The organism is Blautia sp. HCP3S3_D9 (assembly GCF_052063845.1).
GTDB lineage: Bacteria > Bacillota > Clostridia > Lachnospirales > Lachnospiraceae > Blautia_A.
On sequence record NZ_JBQHWS010000002.1, the window covers coordinates 87,504 to 105,179 of the forward strand.

General features: G+C 40.5%; 21 protein-coding genes and 1 pseudogene. 11 read left to right on the plus strand and 11 right to left on the minus strand.

Annotated elements, in window-relative coordinates; genetic code table 11:
* Positions 1-3: 3 nt before the first annotated feature.
* Positions 4-1,422, minus strand: a complete 1,419-nt coding sequence (locus ACTNES_RS01240) for an Eco57I restriction-modification methylase domain-containing protein (protein ID WP_427761396.1) — start codon at positions 1,420-1,422, stop codon at positions 4-6.
* Between the two features lie 580 nt (positions 1,423-2,002).
* On the opposite strand from ACTNES_RS01240, the gene ACTNES_RS01245 reads away from it, so the two are divergent.
* The 10 genes from ACTNES_RS01245 to ACTNES_RS01290 all read left to right on the plus strand — a co-directional run bounded on the left by ACTNES_RS01245 (position 2,003) and on the right by ACTNES_RS01290 (position 10,170).
* Positions 2,003-2,710, plus strand: coding sequence for a single-stranded DNA-binding protein (locus ACTNES_RS01245; RefSeq protein ID WP_441038338.1), 708 nt, complete (start codon positions 2,003-2,005; stop codon positions 2,708-2,710).
* 86 nt (positions 2,711-2,796) lie between these two features.
* Positions 2,797-3,573, plus strand: a complete 777-nt coding sequence (locus ACTNES_RS01250; RefSeq protein WP_427819361.1) for a hypothetical protein — start codon at positions 2,797-2,799, stop codon at positions 3,571-3,573.
* A 17-nt stretch (positions 3,574-3,590) separates the two neighbouring features.
* Positions 3,591-5,405: an AAA family ATPase gene (locus ACTNES_RS01255; protein ID WP_427761398.1), complete on the plus strand. Its 1,815-nt coding sequence runs from the start codon at positions 3,591-3,593 to the stop codon at positions 5,403-5,405.
* Positions 5,406-5,418: 13 nt separating this feature from the next.
* A complete protein-coding gene (locus tag ACTNES_RS01260; RefSeq protein WP_235251101.1) occupies positions 5,419-5,682 on the plus strand; it encodes a helix-turn-helix domain-containing protein in 264 nt (87 codons plus the stop codon).
* Positions 5,683-5,702: 20 nt separating this feature from the next.
* The gene (locus tag ACTNES_RS01265; RefSeq protein ID WP_427761399.1) at positions 5,703-7,814 is read left to right on the plus strand and encodes a vWA domain-containing protein; all 2,112 of its coding nucleotides are present in this window, start codon (positions 5,703-5,705) and stop codon (positions 7,812-7,814) included.
* Positions 7,815-7,830: 16 nt separating this feature from the next.
* On the plus strand, positions 7,831-8,535 hold the full coding sequence (locus ACTNES_RS01270; protein ID WP_427819358.1) for a hypothetical protein: 705 nt from the start codon (positions 7,831-7,833) through the stop codon (positions 8,533-8,535).
* Positions 8,536-8,595: 60 nt separating this feature from the next.
* Complete coding sequence (locus ACTNES_RS01275; protein ID WP_441038341.1) at positions 8,596-9,108, plus strand: AbrB/MazE/SpoVT family DNA-binding domain-containing protein; 513 nt, start codon at positions 8,596-8,598, stop codon at positions 9,106-9,108.
* Between the two features lie 17 nt (positions 9,109-9,125).
* Positions 9,126-9,377, plus strand: coding sequence for a hypothetical protein (locus ACTNES_RS01280; RefSeq protein WP_441038342.1), 252 nt, complete (start codon positions 9,126-9,128; stop codon positions 9,375-9,377).
* Positions 9,368-9,904, plus strand: coding sequence for a hypothetical protein (locus ACTNES_RS01285; protein WP_441038344.1), 537 nt, complete (start codon positions 9,368-9,370; stop codon positions 9,902-9,904). The genes ACTNES_RS01280 and ACTNES_RS01285 overlap by 10 nt, the downstream gene beginning before the upstream one ends.
* Positions 9,901-10,170, plus strand: coding sequence for a hypothetical protein (locus ACTNES_RS01290; protein ID WP_441038345.1), 270 nt, complete (start codon positions 9,901-9,903; stop codon positions 10,168-10,170). The genes ACTNES_RS01285 and ACTNES_RS01290 overlap by 4 nt, the downstream gene beginning before the upstream one ends.
* A 55-nt stretch (positions 10,171-10,225) precedes the next feature.
* Here the strand turns inward: ACTNES_RS01290 and ACTNES_RS01295 are convergent, their stop codons facing one another.
* Genes ACTNES_RS01295 through ACTNES_RS01305 form a run of 3 tightly spaced genes read right to left on the minus strand, consistent with a single transcriptional unit; the run spans position 10,226 to position 12,387 of the window.
* Positions 10,226-10,774 carry a GNAT family N-acetyltransferase gene (locus tag ACTNES_RS01295; protein ID WP_441038346.1) on the minus strand — a complete coding sequence of 183 codons (549 nt, stop codon included), beginning with the start codon at positions 10,772-10,774 and terminating at the stop codon, positions 10,226-10,228.
* 16 nt (positions 10,775-10,790) lie between these two features.
* The gene (locus tag ACTNES_RS01300; protein ID WP_235251124.1) at positions 10,791-11,105 is read right to left on the minus strand and encodes a hypothetical protein; all 315 of its coding nucleotides are present in this window, start codon (positions 11,103-11,105) and stop codon (positions 10,791-10,793) included.
* A gap of 13 nt (positions 11,106-11,118) precedes the next feature.
* Positions 11,119-12,387: a DNA polymerase Y family protein gene (locus tag ACTNES_RS01305; RefSeq protein WP_441038355.1), complete on the minus strand. Its 1,269-nt coding sequence runs from the start codon at positions 12,385-12,387 to the stop codon at positions 11,119-11,121.
* 429 nt (positions 12,388-12,816) lie between these two features.
* On the opposite strand from ACTNES_RS01305, the gene ACTNES_RS01310 reads away from it, so the two are divergent.
* A complete protein-coding gene (locus ACTNES_RS01310; RefSeq protein ID WP_427761409.1) occupies positions 12,817-13,716 on the plus strand; it encodes a DUF5688 family protein in 900 nt (299 codons plus the stop codon).
* 55 nt (positions 13,717-13,771) lie between these two features.
* On the opposite strand, the gene ACTNES_RS01315 is transcribed toward ACTNES_RS01310, so the two are convergent.
* From ACTNES_RS01315 to ACTNES_RS01345, 7 genes and pseudogenes are all read right to left on the minus strand, one after another.
* Complete coding sequence (locus tag ACTNES_RS01315; protein ID WP_427761410.1) at positions 13,772-14,359, minus strand: SOS response-associated peptidase; 588 nt, start codon at positions 14,357-14,359, stop codon at positions 13,772-13,774.
* Positions 14,359-15,399: an ATP-binding protein gene (locus ACTNES_RS01320; RefSeq protein ID WP_441038356.1), complete on the minus strand. Its 1,041-nt coding sequence runs from the start codon at positions 15,397-15,399 to the stop codon at positions 14,359-14,361. Before ACTNES_RS01320 ends, ACTNES_RS01315 begins: the two co-directional genes overlap by 1 nt.
* Before the next feature lie 63 nt (positions 15,400-15,462).
* Positions 15,463-15,771: pseudogene (locus ACTNES_RS01325) on the minus strand (AlbA family DNA-binding domain-containing protein); the annotation flags it as partial.
* A 201-nt stretch (positions 15,772-15,972) separates the two neighbouring features.
* Entirely contained in the window at positions 15,973-16,296 is a 324-nt protein-coding gene (locus ACTNES_RS01330) for a hypothetical protein (RefSeq protein ID WP_441038349.1), read from the minus strand.
* 12 nt (positions 16,297-16,308) lie between these two features.
* Complete coding sequence (locus ACTNES_RS01335) at positions 16,309-16,530, minus strand: DUF5348 domain-containing protein (RefSeq protein WP_154322120.1); 222 nt, start codon at positions 16,528-16,530, stop codon at positions 16,309-16,311.
* Between the two features lie 49 nt (positions 16,531-16,579).
* Positions 16,580-17,239, minus strand: coding sequence for a recombinase family protein (locus ACTNES_RS01340; protein ID WP_427761414.1), 660 nt, complete (start codon positions 17,237-17,239; stop codon positions 16,580-16,582).
* A gap of 232 nt (positions 17,240-17,471) precedes the next feature.
* On the minus strand, positions 17,472-17,676 hold a 205-nt coding region (locus ACTNES_RS01345), incomplete at its 5' end, for a winged helix-turn-helix domain-containing protein (protein ID WP_441038351.1).

The window sequence follows — 17,676 nt, forward strand, 5'->3', positions numbered from 1 at the left end:
GTATTATCCCCTCTCTATCATATAATCTTTGATATCATCTACCGAAATTCTGTAAGAGGTTGGGGTTGTAGGCGTCCCACATATCTTTACATAGTCATAAAATGCCTGGCTTTCAAGAATTTTTTTTGCATCTTGTAATTTTAGTACACCGTTTTCTTTACACTTTATAAAATATCCCGCATATGGAATTGCATATTCTCCTGCCTCATATACATGAATTTTCCGAGTAATTACCATAGGGATAATCAATTTTTCTCCCCATACCTTTGTAATAGCCTGACTTCGCCCATATTGGAACCAAAGTGCATTTTTATCAGCTTTTCTATCATTCAGCTTCTTTATAAATTGTTGTAAATAAGCAGTTGCACCTGGAAACTTTTTTCTAAATTCTTCTATTGTATAATCATTTCTTTTACCATTAACTATTCGATAAGGAAAAATAATTTTATCCTTCTTATTCTTTTTATTTAAACTCTTTGTACTTGCTGCATCTTTCACCAGTACTTCTTCAATTTTATGGTTCCCTACAACATAATAATGATCCCTATACTCATACTCTTTCAATACAAATGCTTCATTTAATAGTGTAGCCACACTATTTCTCACCTCAAAATATTCACCAAATTTTGTTCCGTTAATATTCTGATTTCCTAGTATAATCCATTTATTACCAAGTCTATTCTTTGGTATCTCTAACACACGTTTTTCGGCTACTAAATAATATGTAAAACAAGCTTGTCTTTTCGACTTCTCACATACCATAATGACTGATGAAGTCAAAGCCTCTGGGAATATTTTAATTGTCCTATAATCATAAATTTTTGTTGTATATGGCAGTATAAATTTTCTTAATTCTCCAGCAAACTTATTTGTCATAATACTATATGGAACCAAGTAAACCATCTTCCCATTTGGAGTCAATGCTTTTATACTTGCCTCAATAAATGCGTAGCAATAATCACTTCTTCCATGCTTACATGTCTTAAAATTTTTCTTTACCAAGTCTCTTTGTTCATCATCCATATCATGATATGTAATATATGGAGGATTTCCAATTACATAATCATATGTATTCGTAATGGACTCCTGCAAAAAGTCTTTACTTTTAATATTCCAACGTATTCCTTTTAATCCATATGAATGAACCAGTTTGTTCAACCGCTTTTTACATTTCGTTATACAATCTTTATCTATTTCATATGCAACAATATCTCTGCTTAATCCTAATTTGATATCATCAAGAGAACGCTTTTCTTTTTTGGCATTTTCAATGTATCGAGTTACAACTTCTAGTAAAATATTCCCCTCTCCACATGAATTCTCCAAAACTCTTTTACCATAAAGATCCTCGGAATAATCAATATAATCCAACATTTGTCGCACATATACCTGTGGAGTTGGAATTTGACAGTTACTCGCCATAATTTTTAGCTTCCTTAATCATAATTTCTATTACAACTTCTCTTTTCCTTAAAATTAAAACCAAAAGTTAAGAACAGTATATCACATGCTCATCGCAATTCAAACAATATGTTTTTGCATTCAAAATTCCTTTTCACTTTAGATGCAATATAATTATACATACTTTTTCTCAGCTTATTATTCAAAGAATTCCAATACATCAACCATCAAAGAATTCTCCTTCTATAACCAATCTTTATGTTTTATTTTACTATATTTTTTCACTTTTTCATAGTTCAATATTCTATATCTGCTTCTCGCAATTCATCTATATATAGCATTGTTCACATTGACATTATCTAAATATAGTGCTACTATAATACTGTACTTGAATTTTTGTGTTATCCTCCACAGGGAGTCTGGACCATTCTTCCAGAGCACACGTAAGTTTATGTTGGAAATTAGAGTCATTAGGATAGCCGTATTATGCGGTCACTTAATGGCTCTTTTTTTATTTATGGGAAATCTGAGACACAGGTTTCCTATTCTTTTATTCATTTTTATTATTTTAAAGCCCAAAGAGGCAGAAAGGAGAATTTTTATGTCAGCAATTATTCATGTTATGGGAAGGGTAACAAAGGATCCCGCCATGCAGCAAGGAAAGAACAACGGATCTGAGTATATCAGTCTGGATCTTGCTTCCTCTCAGAGGAGCCAGAACACACAAAATGGTCAGAATGGATACGAGTCCATGTTCTATCAATGCTATTTTAACAAGTTCCTGGCAGAGCGTCTGATCAAAGCCGGTGTAAAATCCGGAACCTGTATCTATGTCTATGGAGATCTGGAAATCCATCCATTTCTCTATCAGCAGGGACAGAAGGCTGGGCAGCCAGGAGTTGGAGCCAAAATTAATGTCAAGGACTGGCAGTTTTGTCTTTCCAACAAACCGGAAAATGAGAATAACGGAAATTCTGGAAATCATCAAAATGGCAATAGCATGCCTAATAACAACAACGGAGGTGCGGCTACCCCAGGAAGTGGCAGTTATCAAAATCGCGCTGCTCAGGGAGGCGGCTACATGAATGGTGCTGGAAATCAAAATGCAGGTATACCAAACACCGCAGGCGCCAGAACACAGGGCAACTCTTATGCAGTTCCACCTTCTGGACCGATTGGAAACAACATGTACCAGCAGAGCTATTATCCACAACAGAACATGGCATATGGACAGCAAGGTGGATTTACCGGAGACGGTTTTCGGGGAATCCCAGAAGGCATGGCTGACCAACTTCCGTTTAACGGATAACTCAAAAGAAATAACAGGTTGAGGAATTGCTTACCCATCGGGCATGGCGGTTCCTCTTTTTTTGTTTACAGGAAAGGAATCATACAATGAAAGTACGAAGGAAAAAAAGTAAAAGTTTAAAAATATTAAAATCTGTTGTTCTCGTTTTGTTTCTGTCATTACTGTTTGTACCGGATAATATAAACCGCTCAGTGATTGCGGGCATTGCACTTGCAGGTATTTTAGGAAGTCTCCTCTTCCTGATTGTCCCGCATCTTCCCCGCATCCCATCTCCGGCACTCAAACGAAAGTCAGCATATTCCTCTGGGAATCCAGACAGTATCACCGATATGGAAACTCTGCTCTGGAGACAGATCAGTTACCAGATTACAGGGAAACTGAAGTCCGCTTATCCGGATGCCACATGGGAATTTACTAAAGAACCAAATGTAGACAATCTTCTGAATGGAAACGCCCTGCGTATTCGTTCCTTCCATACGAAAGAATATAATTTTGCTGAAGTCCGGCTGGACCGGTATGGAGAACTGGTACTTTCTATGATGACGATAGAATCATTAAAGCCAAAGGCAGAACCAACAGGCACTGATTCCATCGGTCAGGTGGATCCCCAGTCTTGGTATACCCTAATTGGCAAGCCATTACTCTCCAATCTGATTGGCGATCTGCAGGCAAGAGGACATCAACAATTATTTATCAGCGAAAATGGAGAAATATTTATCAAAAATGGAGATTCCATGGAAATCAAAGGTACTTTCGAGCATTTTCCGCCCCAAAACTACTGGGCAGCTCTCACAGATATTTTTATTCGTGATGAGCTGAATGCAAAAGAAAACGAAGGCACCCTGGAATTATCCTGGATGTAAAAAGGAGGAGAACTACTATGCCAAATGGAAACCTGATCAGTAACTGGTCTTTCAAGCGAAAACTCCCAGAACCTTTTGAAGATTATACGGATGATCCCATCAGGAAGGATGTCTATTCCAAATACTGCACACAGCCTCAAAAACGTTCGACACTTCATGCGTCCACGCTCCGGGCTATTCTTGCATACATGGAACTGGAAACTCCACCCGGCGGAACCGCTTCTGAAGAACTTGGGGCAATTGGAAGCCAAGGAAATAATTATACAATAGCAGAATATCCAAGCAAGACCGGAGATCTGCATGTAGTGATCTATAATCGGACAAACGGAAAATTCATTGCAGGTATTTATCCCAAACCAATAGATTCCGAAACAACAGCCGACCAATATCTTTTGAAGGAAGATAAGAACAGCGGAGCTGCACTTTTGTTTGCACTTCTCCCTACCATTATGCAGGATGATGAGTTTAACGAATATTATCAGGAGTTGAAAAAGCACCGTGACAATGGTTATACGGATATGGAAGAAGCCGTGAAAACTGCAGCCGTCCTTTGTGATAATATCTATCGCAGATTACGATACGGAACTTCTCTTTCTACCGGCGGGATTCCCAATGATACTCCTGCCAATGGTGCTATTCCAAAGCTAAAACCATTCGCAGTACAGCAGGGTACTTACGCTCCTACAAATACGCTCTTTGGTACTTTTCAAGTGCTGATTCCCGGTTCCACCACAAAAAGGAACACGGAATCCATTGCCAAAGAAGACTTTATCAGTAAATACGTCTTATCTGAATCACGGATACTCACTCCCCAGGAAGAACTTACTGTTCCAACGCTGGAACCATGGTATATCATACCGCCAGAGATCAAGCGGATCTGTGAACATGCAAAATTGACAACGAATACTGTTTCACCTATGAGGAATTTTCTTCTGCGGGGTCCTGCAGGAACCGGAAAAACAGAAGGTGCCAAGGCGATTGCTGCTGGCTTACATCTGCCCTACCGGTGCATTACCTGCTCTGCCAATACAGAGATCTTTGATCTGCTCGGTCAGATCCTTCCGGATGTGGATGGAAAATTATCCAGTCTTCAGAATGAATATCCATCTTTCCAGGATATCATGCTAGACCCGGCAACCGCTTATCAGAAGCTGACCGGCATTTATGATGAAGAAGTAACTGAGGATGTGGTATACAAACAGCTCATCGACACAATCATTGATGAGATGCATGAGAATTATAAGAACCAATCTTCCCATCAGAAGTTCAAATATGTGGACACCCCTCTTGTGGAAGCAATACGTCACGGCTATTTGGTCGAAATTCAGGAGCCGACAGTCATTGCAAACCCCGGTGTTTTGGTAGGACTTAATTCCCTTCTTGACAGGTGCAACAGTGTTTTTTTGCCAAACGGGGAAGTGATCAAACGTCATCCGGATACGACCATCGTTGTTACAACCAACAATGATTATGCTGGCTGTAAACAGATGAACCAGTCTGTCATTTCCAGAATGAATCTTGTGATCGATCTTGAGGAGCCGGATGAAGAAACACTGGTACAGCGTGTTCTTGGGATTACCGGATGCACAGATAAAAAAACGGTTCGCACTATGGCACAGATTATCAAGGCAGTTTCTGAATATTGCAGTGAGAATCTAATCACAGACGGATGCTGCGGTGTACGTGAACTGATTTCCTGGGTGCAGTCCTATATGGTCTGTGGTGATGTCCGGGAAGCGGCACATTACACGATCCTCTCTTCGGTATCTGCAGATGCAGAAAGCCGTTCGGAAGTGGAAACCGGCTGTCTGGATTCTATTCTTGCAGCATAGGAGGGTTGGTACATTGACACAGAGAAAACCTTATAACAATTTAAAAATTACAGAAGAAGATATGCTGGATATTTTCTCCGCAAATATCCATTATCTGCGGAAACTACCACGCTGGAATCTTTCCCAGAAAACCCTGGCAAGGATTCTGCATATTCCAACAAAATCTTACCGTAAGTATGAATTAGGAGGAGGCTTTCCACCCGTATTTGTGGTCTACCATCTGGCAGTCTATTTCGGATACACCATGGAAGAGCTTTTGACTGAAAAATTATTTTAAAAAGAAAGGATGAATAAGAATTGAATAGCAACCAGAAAAAATTAAAACAGATGATACGTGATCAGGAACTTACAATTAGTGACGAGGAACTGTTCACTTCATCTGCTTACCAAAAATACCTGACCTCTATGGCGAAAGCGGCTACCGGCCGCTATCGTCAGGGGCTTCAGACTCTGATGGAATGGGATGCCCAGGCAGATGCAGGCATTGCACATACGGATAACTATAAAATCCATATCAATGCTGCCAATGAAATCACCCAGAGTTTTCCTTCCCGGTATCTCCGTTCCGAAAGCCTTGTCGGATTCAATGGGCATGAGACTGCCCACCTGCTGTTCTCAGATTTTACAGCCTTGGGACTATATCTTGGCAGCATGGAAAAAGGAGCTTTCTACCCATCCAATCCTTCCTTTACGGAATTATCCTATCAGACAAATTGTGAAGAAATACTGGAGGCTATGGATAGCAAGGATAAGGCGACCTGCCTGACTCTGGCATCCTGTGCCTCTCATATCAATAATATTCTGGAAGACATCTATATAGAGGCACGAATGTGCACTTCTCATCCGGGCACTTTCCGCCGGGGCATTGAACTGAATAACCTGCGGATGTGTGAACAGATGCCTTCAATCCAGAGTCAGATTGAAAAGAAGTATTCTGATTTTGCAATTATGGCAAATCTTCTGCTTCAATACTGCAGGGCGGGAACCATCAATAACCTGTCCGGTTATAAAGGTCCTTATCTGGATTATCTGGAAGACTGCATGCCATATGTAGATGATGCCATTTATTCAGATGAAGCAAAGGACCGTTTTCACGCTTCTAATCATATTGTGGCTATTCTATGGGAATACATCAAGCCTCTGATTGAAGAGACAAAAGAAAGAATGGAGCAGCATTCTGCATCGGATGCAAGCCAGATGCTAGAGGAACTTCTGGGTAAGCAGATCCATGGTGCCACCCCATTGCCTTCCGGCAAAGGCGGTACTATGCCAAAGCAGGCAGAAGAAGGGAAAAAAGAACAGAAAGCAAATCCCTTACCGTGTACTCCTCCTGCCATGCGTCAGGAAAGTACGCAGGCTGCCCAGGATGTTGTAGCCGAAGAAGGAAACCGGATCGCACTTGCGAAAACGAATACCATCCTTGACCAAAATAATCCAGGAATTACTTATAATCACCAGTACCTTGGCACCGGTTATGAAAAGTCTGCCAACGACCTGTTCCGGATCCTGAGTGGCATCGCTACTGAGAAAGCAGAAACACAATATCAACAGGAAATGACCGAAGAACTACAGAAGGCAGCAAACGATATCCATTATGGGAATGCTCATACCGGAGTTCATGTTACGATCAACCGAATGACATATGTACCGGATTCTTTAAAACAGTCATATCAGGCTGTAGCACCAATGCTTATCCGGGCATCCAAACGCCTGCAGAAGTCTATCGCACCGCTTTTAAAAGAAGAAAGTGAGGGCGGTAAATTAAAGAACCTGCAATTTGGAAAACGTCTGGATACACGTGCAATGCACCACGAAGATGGAACCTTTTTCACCAGGACCAGGCTTCCTTCTGAAGAGCAGAAACTTGCAGTAGGACTTTTGGTAGACGAGAGTGGATCAATGAGCTGGGGAGATCGGATAACACATGCGAAAAAGACGGCCATTGTACTTTATGATTTCTGCCAGAGCCTTCAGGTGCCCATTACTATATATGGCCATTCAACTGGTGGCAGCGGCGTAGAACTTTATTCCTATGCAGAATTTGATTCGATCGACACATCAGACCGCTACCGGCTCATGGATATGTCAGCAAGAGGCGGAAATCGTGATGGTGCTGCTCTCCGCTTTGTGGCAGAGCATCTGGCAAAACGTCCGGAAAAGCAGAAACTTCTGATCATCATTTCTGACGGACAGCCTGCAGATACCGGCTATTACGGCACTGAAGCAGAAGCCGACCTGCGTGGCATTAAAAAGGAGTATTCCAAAAAAGGGATCAAGCTCTTTGCTGCAGCGATCGGAGATGATAAGGAAAATATCAAGCGGATCTATCAGGATGGCTTTCTGGATATTACAAAGCTGGAAGACTTACCAAAAAACATGACGCTGTTAGTGAAACAATACCTGAAGTAGAAAGAAGGGAAAAGCTATGAATCAGAATCAACCATCACGGATCTCCGAGCAGATCTATAAACTACAAACGGATCGAAAACTCATTGCTGTTTATGACAGGCTTAGGTATGTACCACTGACCAGTTATGCTCAGATACATGCCAAAGGCGAGTATCAGGAAAACGGTCATAATGTCAACTCCCTGATTGGGATCACTATCCAGGATTATTCTAATGGCACGGGAAACAAAAATATCATCGTCCAATTCAATCTGGCACCGGAACAGATCCAGTTTTTCTTAACCAGGATCACCGCAGGCTTTCAAGAATATGAATGGTCGCTGAGCAAAATATACGGAAACCCTGATGCACAAGGCTACTCCATTGCACAGCAATTTTCTATTTCCCGGCATGTAAATGACCAGAACGGGCGGATAATGAAAAGCCCCTGGCGGATTCAGATCGTAAATGGCAAAGGCATCAAGGTCAAAAATCAAAATGGCGGATCTTATATGAAATCCGGGAGTTTTATTTTAGAAAAGAACGCCTTTATCCAGCTAACGGATATGGACCTGTATACGTTACTAAAACGCACGGATTCTTACATTACCAACTGGGAATCCTGTATGGCACCTTCCCTTATTTCAAATGGAAAGCGTGCTTATGCAGAACAACAGTCTCAAAGAATCCAACAAAACGGACAATATCAAAGCCCGGCACAGGCATCGCCTTATGCCGCATAAAGTTTATGGAATGGAAGCGGCATTTGCTGCTTCTTTTCTTTTAGAAAGAAAGGTGATTTTATGAAATACTCAGACATCTGCACCATAGATTCGCAGGGACGCATCGTTATTCCTGCGAAACTGCGCAGACTTTTAAAATTAGAGAATGGAAATCCCCTTGAAGTTGAATTATCCAATCAGGAAATCCGGATTCGGAAATGTCGGGAGCCTCAGCAGGATACTATACAACTCCAGAGCATTCTTTCCATTCTATACAGCTCAATCAAGCACGGAGCCTTTATCTGCACAGACCAGTATGTCATTGCAGCAACAGGGATATATCTCCCAGAAGGCACTTCCCTTCCGGAAAAACTGGAGCCTTATATCGCCTCCGGAAATGAGTCAGTTTTGGATATCAGTCAGCCTCTTTATATGCTTTCCCATCATCGGGAACCCGTAGCAGCTCTGTTTCCAATCCGCAATGACAAGGAAATGCCTCTTACTCTGGCAGTTTTATCCAAAACTCCTCTTACTGAGATGGAAATGGGATGTGCAAGGTTAGTGGCAAAAACATTAGAGAAAGAATTTTGTTAAAAAGGAGTGTGATCACCATGAAAAGAACGAATATCAGACCAATAAGCAACATTGAAAAAAAGGCAATTACCGTAACTGGAACCCTATTCCTGCCTCTTCGAATCGGGGAACGTGCATGGATTTCTACTCACACACATACTTTCATGACGACTGCTGTGGAACGTATTCTGGAAGTATCCGGAAACTGCATTGTTTTCGAAACCCGTAACACCCGGTACACCCTAAAATATGAAATCGTACCGAATGAAACTGAGGTGATGTGTGCTTGACTACTTATGAACTGGGAAGCAGCCTGGAAAAGCTGCTTTCCAAACTAAAGCAGAACCGTGAGAGTGTCCCTTTGGATATCCTGAAGACCTATTATAAAGCTCCTTACGAAGAATTAATTGCACAGGTGAATCAGACAGCCACTGCCTTTGTCAAATCAATTGTAGCCGGTCAGTTACTGATCAATCCTGACGTGTCAATGGACGAGCAAGCAGATGTAGTTAACCAGACAATTCAGGATTCGGGAATGATCAAACAGATTAACCACTGTATGTCACAGACCTATGATGTCACTCTTATACATCTGATGGCTTTAGAACTACGGAAAAAAGTAGAGGCAGCCTTATATCCCTATATTGCCAGGAAAAACTGTCTGGTGGCAGATCTTGACGATATCGAAAAGGAACCAATTATCTACAATACACTCACGAAACAAGTATATGAAAATGACCACTGGATAGACCGGGAGTTGGACCTTGACGGGAAGCTCCTGATTTACACCAAAACAGAAGAAAGGAAAGCCTTATGAAAGTTTATGTATTATGCAGTTATGGGGATTCGCTCAATGATCCATCCATATCCACTGACTATCAGGAAATATATGAGAAAATGGAAAAAAGTTATAAGATGGTTCTTGAAGACGTTTATCAAACCGAGGAAGAAAAAGAGTATACTTATATATCAGGATACAGTGCCCGTGCTGTTATTCACGGTGACTGGTTGGAGTGGTCCATTACCGAGCTTGAACTTACACTGCCACCCCAATATGATATCCGAAAAATAAAGCAAACTTAGAATTGTAATATTTTGTATCAAATTACTACGAGCCGCCCTATCTGGACGGCTCTTTCTATTTGTACCTGATATAGTAATCCTCAAAAGAAATATTACATTCATCTTTCGCTGTAACAAACTGATATCTTTTAATCAATTTCTGCCTTTCTACGGCATCCTTTTGAATTTTCATGAGCAACGATGAGACCTGAAAAACATCGTAAGCATATTCAATTAGGACACTCATAAGTTCATTTAACACTTCCTGTCTTTCGTACTCAGATTTTAAATCGATTCTCAAAATCCCCATACGTTTTCCATCTGCTGCATATTTTAAAGAAGGACAGATTTCTATTGTTCCAATCAAATAATCAGTTGCCTTTTCAAAAATGCTCCAGCGTACAAAGTCCTGTACTTCATACCGCTCCAGCCAGAATTCTACACATTCTTTGAATTTTTCCAAATCTGTATAATAAAAATCATCCTCACAGCAATCTCCATTGAAAAATCTTGCTGCATCCGGATCCGAATAGCAGGAAAACAACGCCTCTGCATCTTCTCGCTTCAGTTTTCTTATAATAAAATGCTCTGTTTCATACACAGGGCAATCTAAAAATGGATTCATCTTTTGTACCTTCTTTCTATTCCGGGAATATCATATCCCACGTATTATTGTCCGGATGGTAACACAGGATAAAGTTCTGCATCCGATTATTCACAACTGCTCTGCAGTCATATCGATACATCAGAATACCAGCATAATGCTTCTTATCAGATTTTAGCACTTCAATATCTTTCAGTAAATGCCTGGCTCCCTCAGTATCCTCATATTTTATCATTCTGGGGATCATTTTACCGGTGCTGGTAAACCAGCAGTCTGCCGCAACCTTATGTGGCACTCCCCGAATTGCTTGCTCCTGAAGTTTTTCCTCTTCCATACCGATTGCAAATCCCATCAAAGGACACCTCCTATTCTACCTTTACTTTCTTATAATCTACTGTACGTTTTTCCCGACTGATACCACCTGACATGTGATCGATCCTGCTTCCTACAAAGACTGCCCGTTTTAAGGAATCCCTGCCATAACGCATCCGAATCTTATCTACAGTTGCATCCATATGCTCCAGCTTTTCATAATCCGTTGTATCAAACATATCAAGCTGCCGCATATCCATATGATCCTTAATCCTGCTGGTATGAATGCCCAGATGCCGGATCGCTTTCCCATTCCAAAGAGAATCGAAAAGCTGACATGCACAACGATGAATTTCTATCGTTATATTGGTCGCATTATTCAAGGTCATCTGATGGCTTGCATACTGAAGATCAAATGTTTTGATTCCGACGGCGATTACCTCTGCACGGACGCCTGCCGCCCGCAATCTGGTTCCAACTGTCTCTGCCAAAGCAAGGAGAACCAGCTTTGCTGTAGATGCGTCTGTAACATCAAAAGCTATCGTTGTACTGTTCCCATATCCTTTATTTGCCGGAGCTTCTGACTGAACCACAGAAACATCCATCCCGTTCGCAAATGCCCAGATCACCTCCCCATGCTTTTTCAAATGGCTTTTCAGCATAATCGGATCAGACTGCGCCAACTCACCAATCGTATGGATTCCCATATGAAACAATTTCTTTGCAGTAGCTCGCCCGACAAAGAACAAGTCCGTTACCGGAAGTGGCCACATTTTCATCTCAATCTCATGTTTCCATAAGGTATGAATCCGATCAGGCTTTTGAAAATCACTTGCCATTTTCGCCAGCAATTTATTCTCCGATACCCCTACATTCACCGTAAACCCTAATTCTTCCCTGATTTGATTCCAAATGCGGTTGGCTGCAGTGACCGGTTCTCCCCATAAACTTTCGGTACCGGTCATATCAACAAATGCCTCATCCACGCTGTATTGCTCAACATCCGGAGAGTACCGCCGAAGGATCTCCATAAAAGCAGCGGAACATCTTTCATACAAACAATAATTCGGAGGAACCAATTTAAGCTGCGGACACTTTTGAAGTGCCTCCACAATACTCTCGCCGGTTTTGATATTATATTTCTTTGCCGGGATTGATTTCGCCAGGATAATTCCATGCCTCATGGCCATATCTCCACCGACAGCTGCTACTTCATCCCGCAGATCTACTTTTCCGCCTAAATGGTAGAGGCGGTAAACAGCCTCCCAGGAAAGGAAGGCTGAATTCACATCAATATGAAAAATCACTTTATTCAAACTTATGTTCGCCTCCTTTTAGATTATTATATCGAACTGGTGTTCTTTTTACAAGAGTGAAAATATGGAATCTACACATCATCTGATATTTTCTACTATCATTGATATAATAAAAGTCCTGTATACACAATATATAGTTTTTGATTATTTGACATCTTCTATATATAGTGTTAAAATAATACTGTAATCATTATTTGTGTCATCCGTAATGGATATTCACACGCAGTTTAGGTTTGTATATAAGTCAGGAGGATTACTCTGCCATCACAGTGCAGAGCCTTCTGGCTTTTTTATTTTGCAGGAATCTGCAGCATGTTAGAGAATGAACGCATTTGTGTCCATTCTCTTTTTTTGCCTAAATGCAGGAAGGAGGGAAGGACAAACGAATTATTCACAAAAATGATTGCCCAATAATTTACCAGAAGGGAGATTTTTATGAATTACAACGAATTTCAAGAAACATTACTCAAAGAACTGGAAAGCAGGCTTGATTCCCATATCAGCCTGAATCCTATCACAACGACTAAGAACAATAACACCTTGAAGCATGGAATTGAATTTTCCAATGATACATCCAATATAAGCCCTGTTTTGTATCTGGACGAATGGTATGAATTCTACCTAGCCGGAAAATCTATTTCTCATATTGCAGAAGATATTGTTGAGCTGTATCACCAGGCTGCAGATGTTTCCTTTACGAACACAGAAATGCTGCTCGATTATGAAAAACTTCAGGAAAAGATTCTCTACAAATTAGTCAATTTCAAGGCAAATCAATCCCTGCTAAAAGACATACCGCATATTCCATATTTGGATCTGGCAATTGTCTTCTATGTACTTTTGGACTGTAAGGATAGTAGAATGGCAACGGTTCTGATTCGAAATGAACATCTGAAGACCTGGGGAAAAGATCTAAATACCATCTTCTCAGATGCAAGAAAAAACACTCCTCGTGTCTTTCCGGCTGAACTCACACCTATGTCTGATTTTTTGCAAAATGCTTTTCCTAACTCAAATGAGTTTATAGATCCAGACAGAGATTGTGTCATGAAATCAGAATTGTTCATACTCTCTAATACTATAAGACAACACGGTGCTATCTGTACATTGTATGATGATATCATGAATCAAATCGGGAAAACATTACAGGATGATTTTTTTGTCATTCCCAGCAGCGTACATGAAGTTCTGTTATTAAAAGCTTCTGATACTGACTGCATGGAATTAAACGAAATCATTCGGGAAGTCAATGAAACAACGGTCATCCCAGAAGAAATTCTTTCAGATCATGCATACTTTTATTCTCGGGATCGTAAGGAACTCCTGTGTGCTTAACCAAAAATGCCATAAAATAACACCGAGCCGCCTGATTAAATTCAGACGGCTCCTTTTACGTTAAAAATAAACTCTGTTGTTCATAGTCCTGCCTTCGTACCAGCTGTGGTGGCGTCTTATGCAGTGCAAATTCCAAAAACGTATCTTCATATACCCAATCTTCCAATTCGGATCTTTCCAGAATCAACGGCATCCGATGATGTACGGGACTGACCGATTCATTTGCCTGGGTAGTTAAGATAATGAAATGATCTTCATCTTGAAAACGATTGTAAAATCCTGCCATGAATAAGACCGGCTGATTTTCTCTCAGGAAAGTAACTTTATTCTTATCCGGATCCCATTCATAAAACTGCTTTGCTGGAATGATACAGCGTCTGTGCATCACACTATCCCGGAACGACTTTCTTTCCAGAGCAGTTTCTGCTCTTGCATTGATCAGCAGCCCTTTTTTCTGATATTGCGGAAAGCCCCATGACATTTCTTCTGCCAAAAGATGTGGTTTCCTTCCGGTAATCACAGTTGCAGACTGAGAGGGATAAATATCACCCCTGCGCTCTCTTCTCAGTTTCTCATCCACCTCCCGGACCACTTTTTCTATTTCTCTGGCTGTATCATCATCCACATAATATCGTCCACACATTACTTTTCTTCCTTTTTTTCAACTGTTACATATTTTTGATTTCTACTTGATGGACGATCCGGAATTGTCATTTGAAGTTCTCCTGCTTCACATAACGGCTTCAAGTATCTTTTCGCAAAGCTTTTGACATCCTTATATCCCATGTATACTGTAATTTCTTTTTTACTTCTCGGTACTTTACAATATTCTAAAATCCTGTTCTGCAGACTATCTTGGGTGTTATCCTGGTGTTTATCCTGGGTGCTATCCTGGGGGCTATCTTGAGTGCTTGTATTTCTTCTATAGAAAATCACCGCAAATCCATATGCCTGCTGTCCAAATTCCACTCTACATCCTGCCGCTTTGCAAGCAGTATAAATACGCTTCAATCCTGTTGCAAAACTTTCCATATCTTTTGAGTAATATAACGTTCTTGTAATCAGTGGATTTCTTCTGACTGGTCTTTCATTTCCTTCAATAAATTTCTCTGGTGAAACTCCAGTCGGAAATGCACCTGGATTATAAATCTCAATTCGATCTTTAAATATTGCCACCTCATTACTCTGCCCAGAATCAAATATTTTATGTCCAAAAGAATTAATAATTGCCTCACGAATCGCATCCAATGGTATTTCAGGAATTTCCTTTCTTGACAATCCACTTCCGATTTCAACACGCCAATCCATTGCATCAATGATATACTGCTCTGCCTTTTTTGAAAGTTCCATAATGGAACCTGTAAACCTGCGGATATCCGTAAATGTCAACCTCTCATTTGTTGCAAATTTTGCCATCTGAAGTTCATTAATACCACAATTACAAAATAATGCTGCTCCTGCATTTAATAAGTGATCACCCTGAATCAGTTCTAATTTATTCAATACTGTTTTTACATCTGTCTCCTCAAAACTGATTCTTCCTGCATCTTTTGCTTTTTGCAGATAAGTATCAAAAGCATTTTTATCTATATCCTGAAGAGTATATTCAGAAACCTGTCTTTCCCACGAATATTTTACATTATCCCGTTTGCGTATCATTTCATCATAAATATCCTGTTCCATAATCAGATCTTCATCTGCAACTCGGATACGTGGAATACTATACGCAAGATATGGCTGACGATTTCCCTCAAAATCAACTTGAATACATTCCCTTTCTCCGATGCGAACAGCCTTAATCTCCGGATAAATAGCAGGCGTAATGTGATTTCCAATTGCCTGGCTTACCTTTCTCAGCGACTCATCCGTTATTACCTGTCCAATTACAGTACCATCATTTTTCACGCCAAAGTACAGAACACCTTTTTTATGCTTGTTGAGAATTGCAGCTATAGATATCATTGCTTCTTTCATCTCGCCAGTACTTTTCTTGTATTCTATTGTCTCAGTTTCCGGACCGATATTTACCAGACTCATTTTTCTTATCACCTTCATATTATTATATCCTCTATTTTATCCGATTTATATTTCATTATCAATCTTATTTTAACGCCATAAACCATCACAATAAATCGTCTGCTCTCATACCACACATTCAAAAAGGCCACCCATTACAGGGCAGCCAGTTCCTGGACCTCTTGAACCGCTAGCGGTATTCGCTTATTCATTGGCCTGTTTCCACATGATTTTCTGTTATTATTGTAGTACATTCACATTTTCCTCTGGTCGTTTCAACGGTTTTAAAAGAGACTCTGCATTACTGATAAACGGTTCCTTTGTTCGTTCCGTTATATAGATTTCCCATAATTGTTTATGTATCTCTCTTACAGTAATTCCATTGCACTGATTCTCTAACATCTTCAGGAATGGAAAAATCATCGTTTTTTGAATATCCTTCCCTTCAAGTACATGATGTTCTTCCTGTTCGTACACCTCATATAGACATTCCAATATAATATTCATATCTGTCACAAACTTTATCATTGGTTTTTCATACTTCCTTTTCTGCACGGCTGCCATCTGAAACTCCTTTCACATCCGGACGGTTAATCCATCAAGCCTTTTCAGCGGCAGTCCCACCAGATACCAGTCTTCATCCATTTCAATCCGGACCGGCACCCAGACATCATTAATTTTCACTTCAAAACACTCTCCACAATGCAGACCGCCATAATATGATTCCATTCCAAATCGGATATCATAACGTCCACTTTCCTTGTCATAAAAAAGATTACCTTCTCGTTTTTCGCTCATTCTATTATTCCTCCTGAAAAATTATCTTTTATACTTAGTAATAGTGACGTTAATCTGGTGATTGCAAAATCTCAGGATGTTTTTCTAAATATTTTTTTCGGTAGCGATAAAACGTCGTGTGGGATAATCCCAATTCTTTCCGAAGCTCTGTCGGTGTAATCTCTCCGGCAATTACTTTTGAAAATGCTGCATCAAACGCATCTTCCCCGATTGCTGCAGGTCTTCCATAATCATCCCATTCCCCACGGAGCTTCTTCATTTCTATGCCTTCTCTCTGGCGCTTTTCTTTTTTCTCAATTTCTGCCTGTGCCATAGAAGCATAAAGTTCCAGCATCATATTATTGATGGTTTCCATCATAAGACAAGCCATGGTGTTATCCATTTTTGATATGTCCATCAATGTAGTCGGCAGTTCCAGAACCATCAGCCGCACGCCCATTCCCTGCAGTCGTCGGATCTGCTCCATGGTATCTTTCTTATTCCTGCCCAATCGATCCAATTCCGTAATAATCAAAATATCTCCTGAACGCAGAACATCTTCTACCAGAACAGTGTATCTTGGTCTGTTGAAATTCTTCCCTGTCTGCTGATCCGTATAGATATTTTTCAACTCCATTTTGTGTTCCTTGCAGTATTGCCGTATCTCCTGAATTCCCCTGTCAAGATGCTGCTCCCTGGTGCTGGTCCTGTGATAACCATATATAGCCATTTTGCGCTCTCCCTTCTGCGAATGTTCCAAAATGTAGGCATTTCTTCTGGAATATTCCAAAAGGATTTATCCATACATTTCGGTACATAATTCACGTCTCTTTTTCCATATTCCAAATTGTACACTTTTTGAAATATGCTCTACTTACTCTGTATGCAGAAGATAAGCAAAACGCAACTTGCTGGAAAAGAAATATCCCAGAAGATTGTCCTCTGGGATTGGCATTTTAATTTTATCCTACGAACTTATACCCACTATTTATTACAGTTTCTATATAGCCCTCTCCAATCTTACGTCTAAGCTGGCTGATCACATTTACTACTGCACTGCCACAGTGCTTTGGATTCTCCTTCCAAACTGCTTCGTAAATTTGTTCTTTGGAGAATACCCATCCCGGATGTTGTGCCAGATAAGCAAGCGTCTGAAACTCATAATGT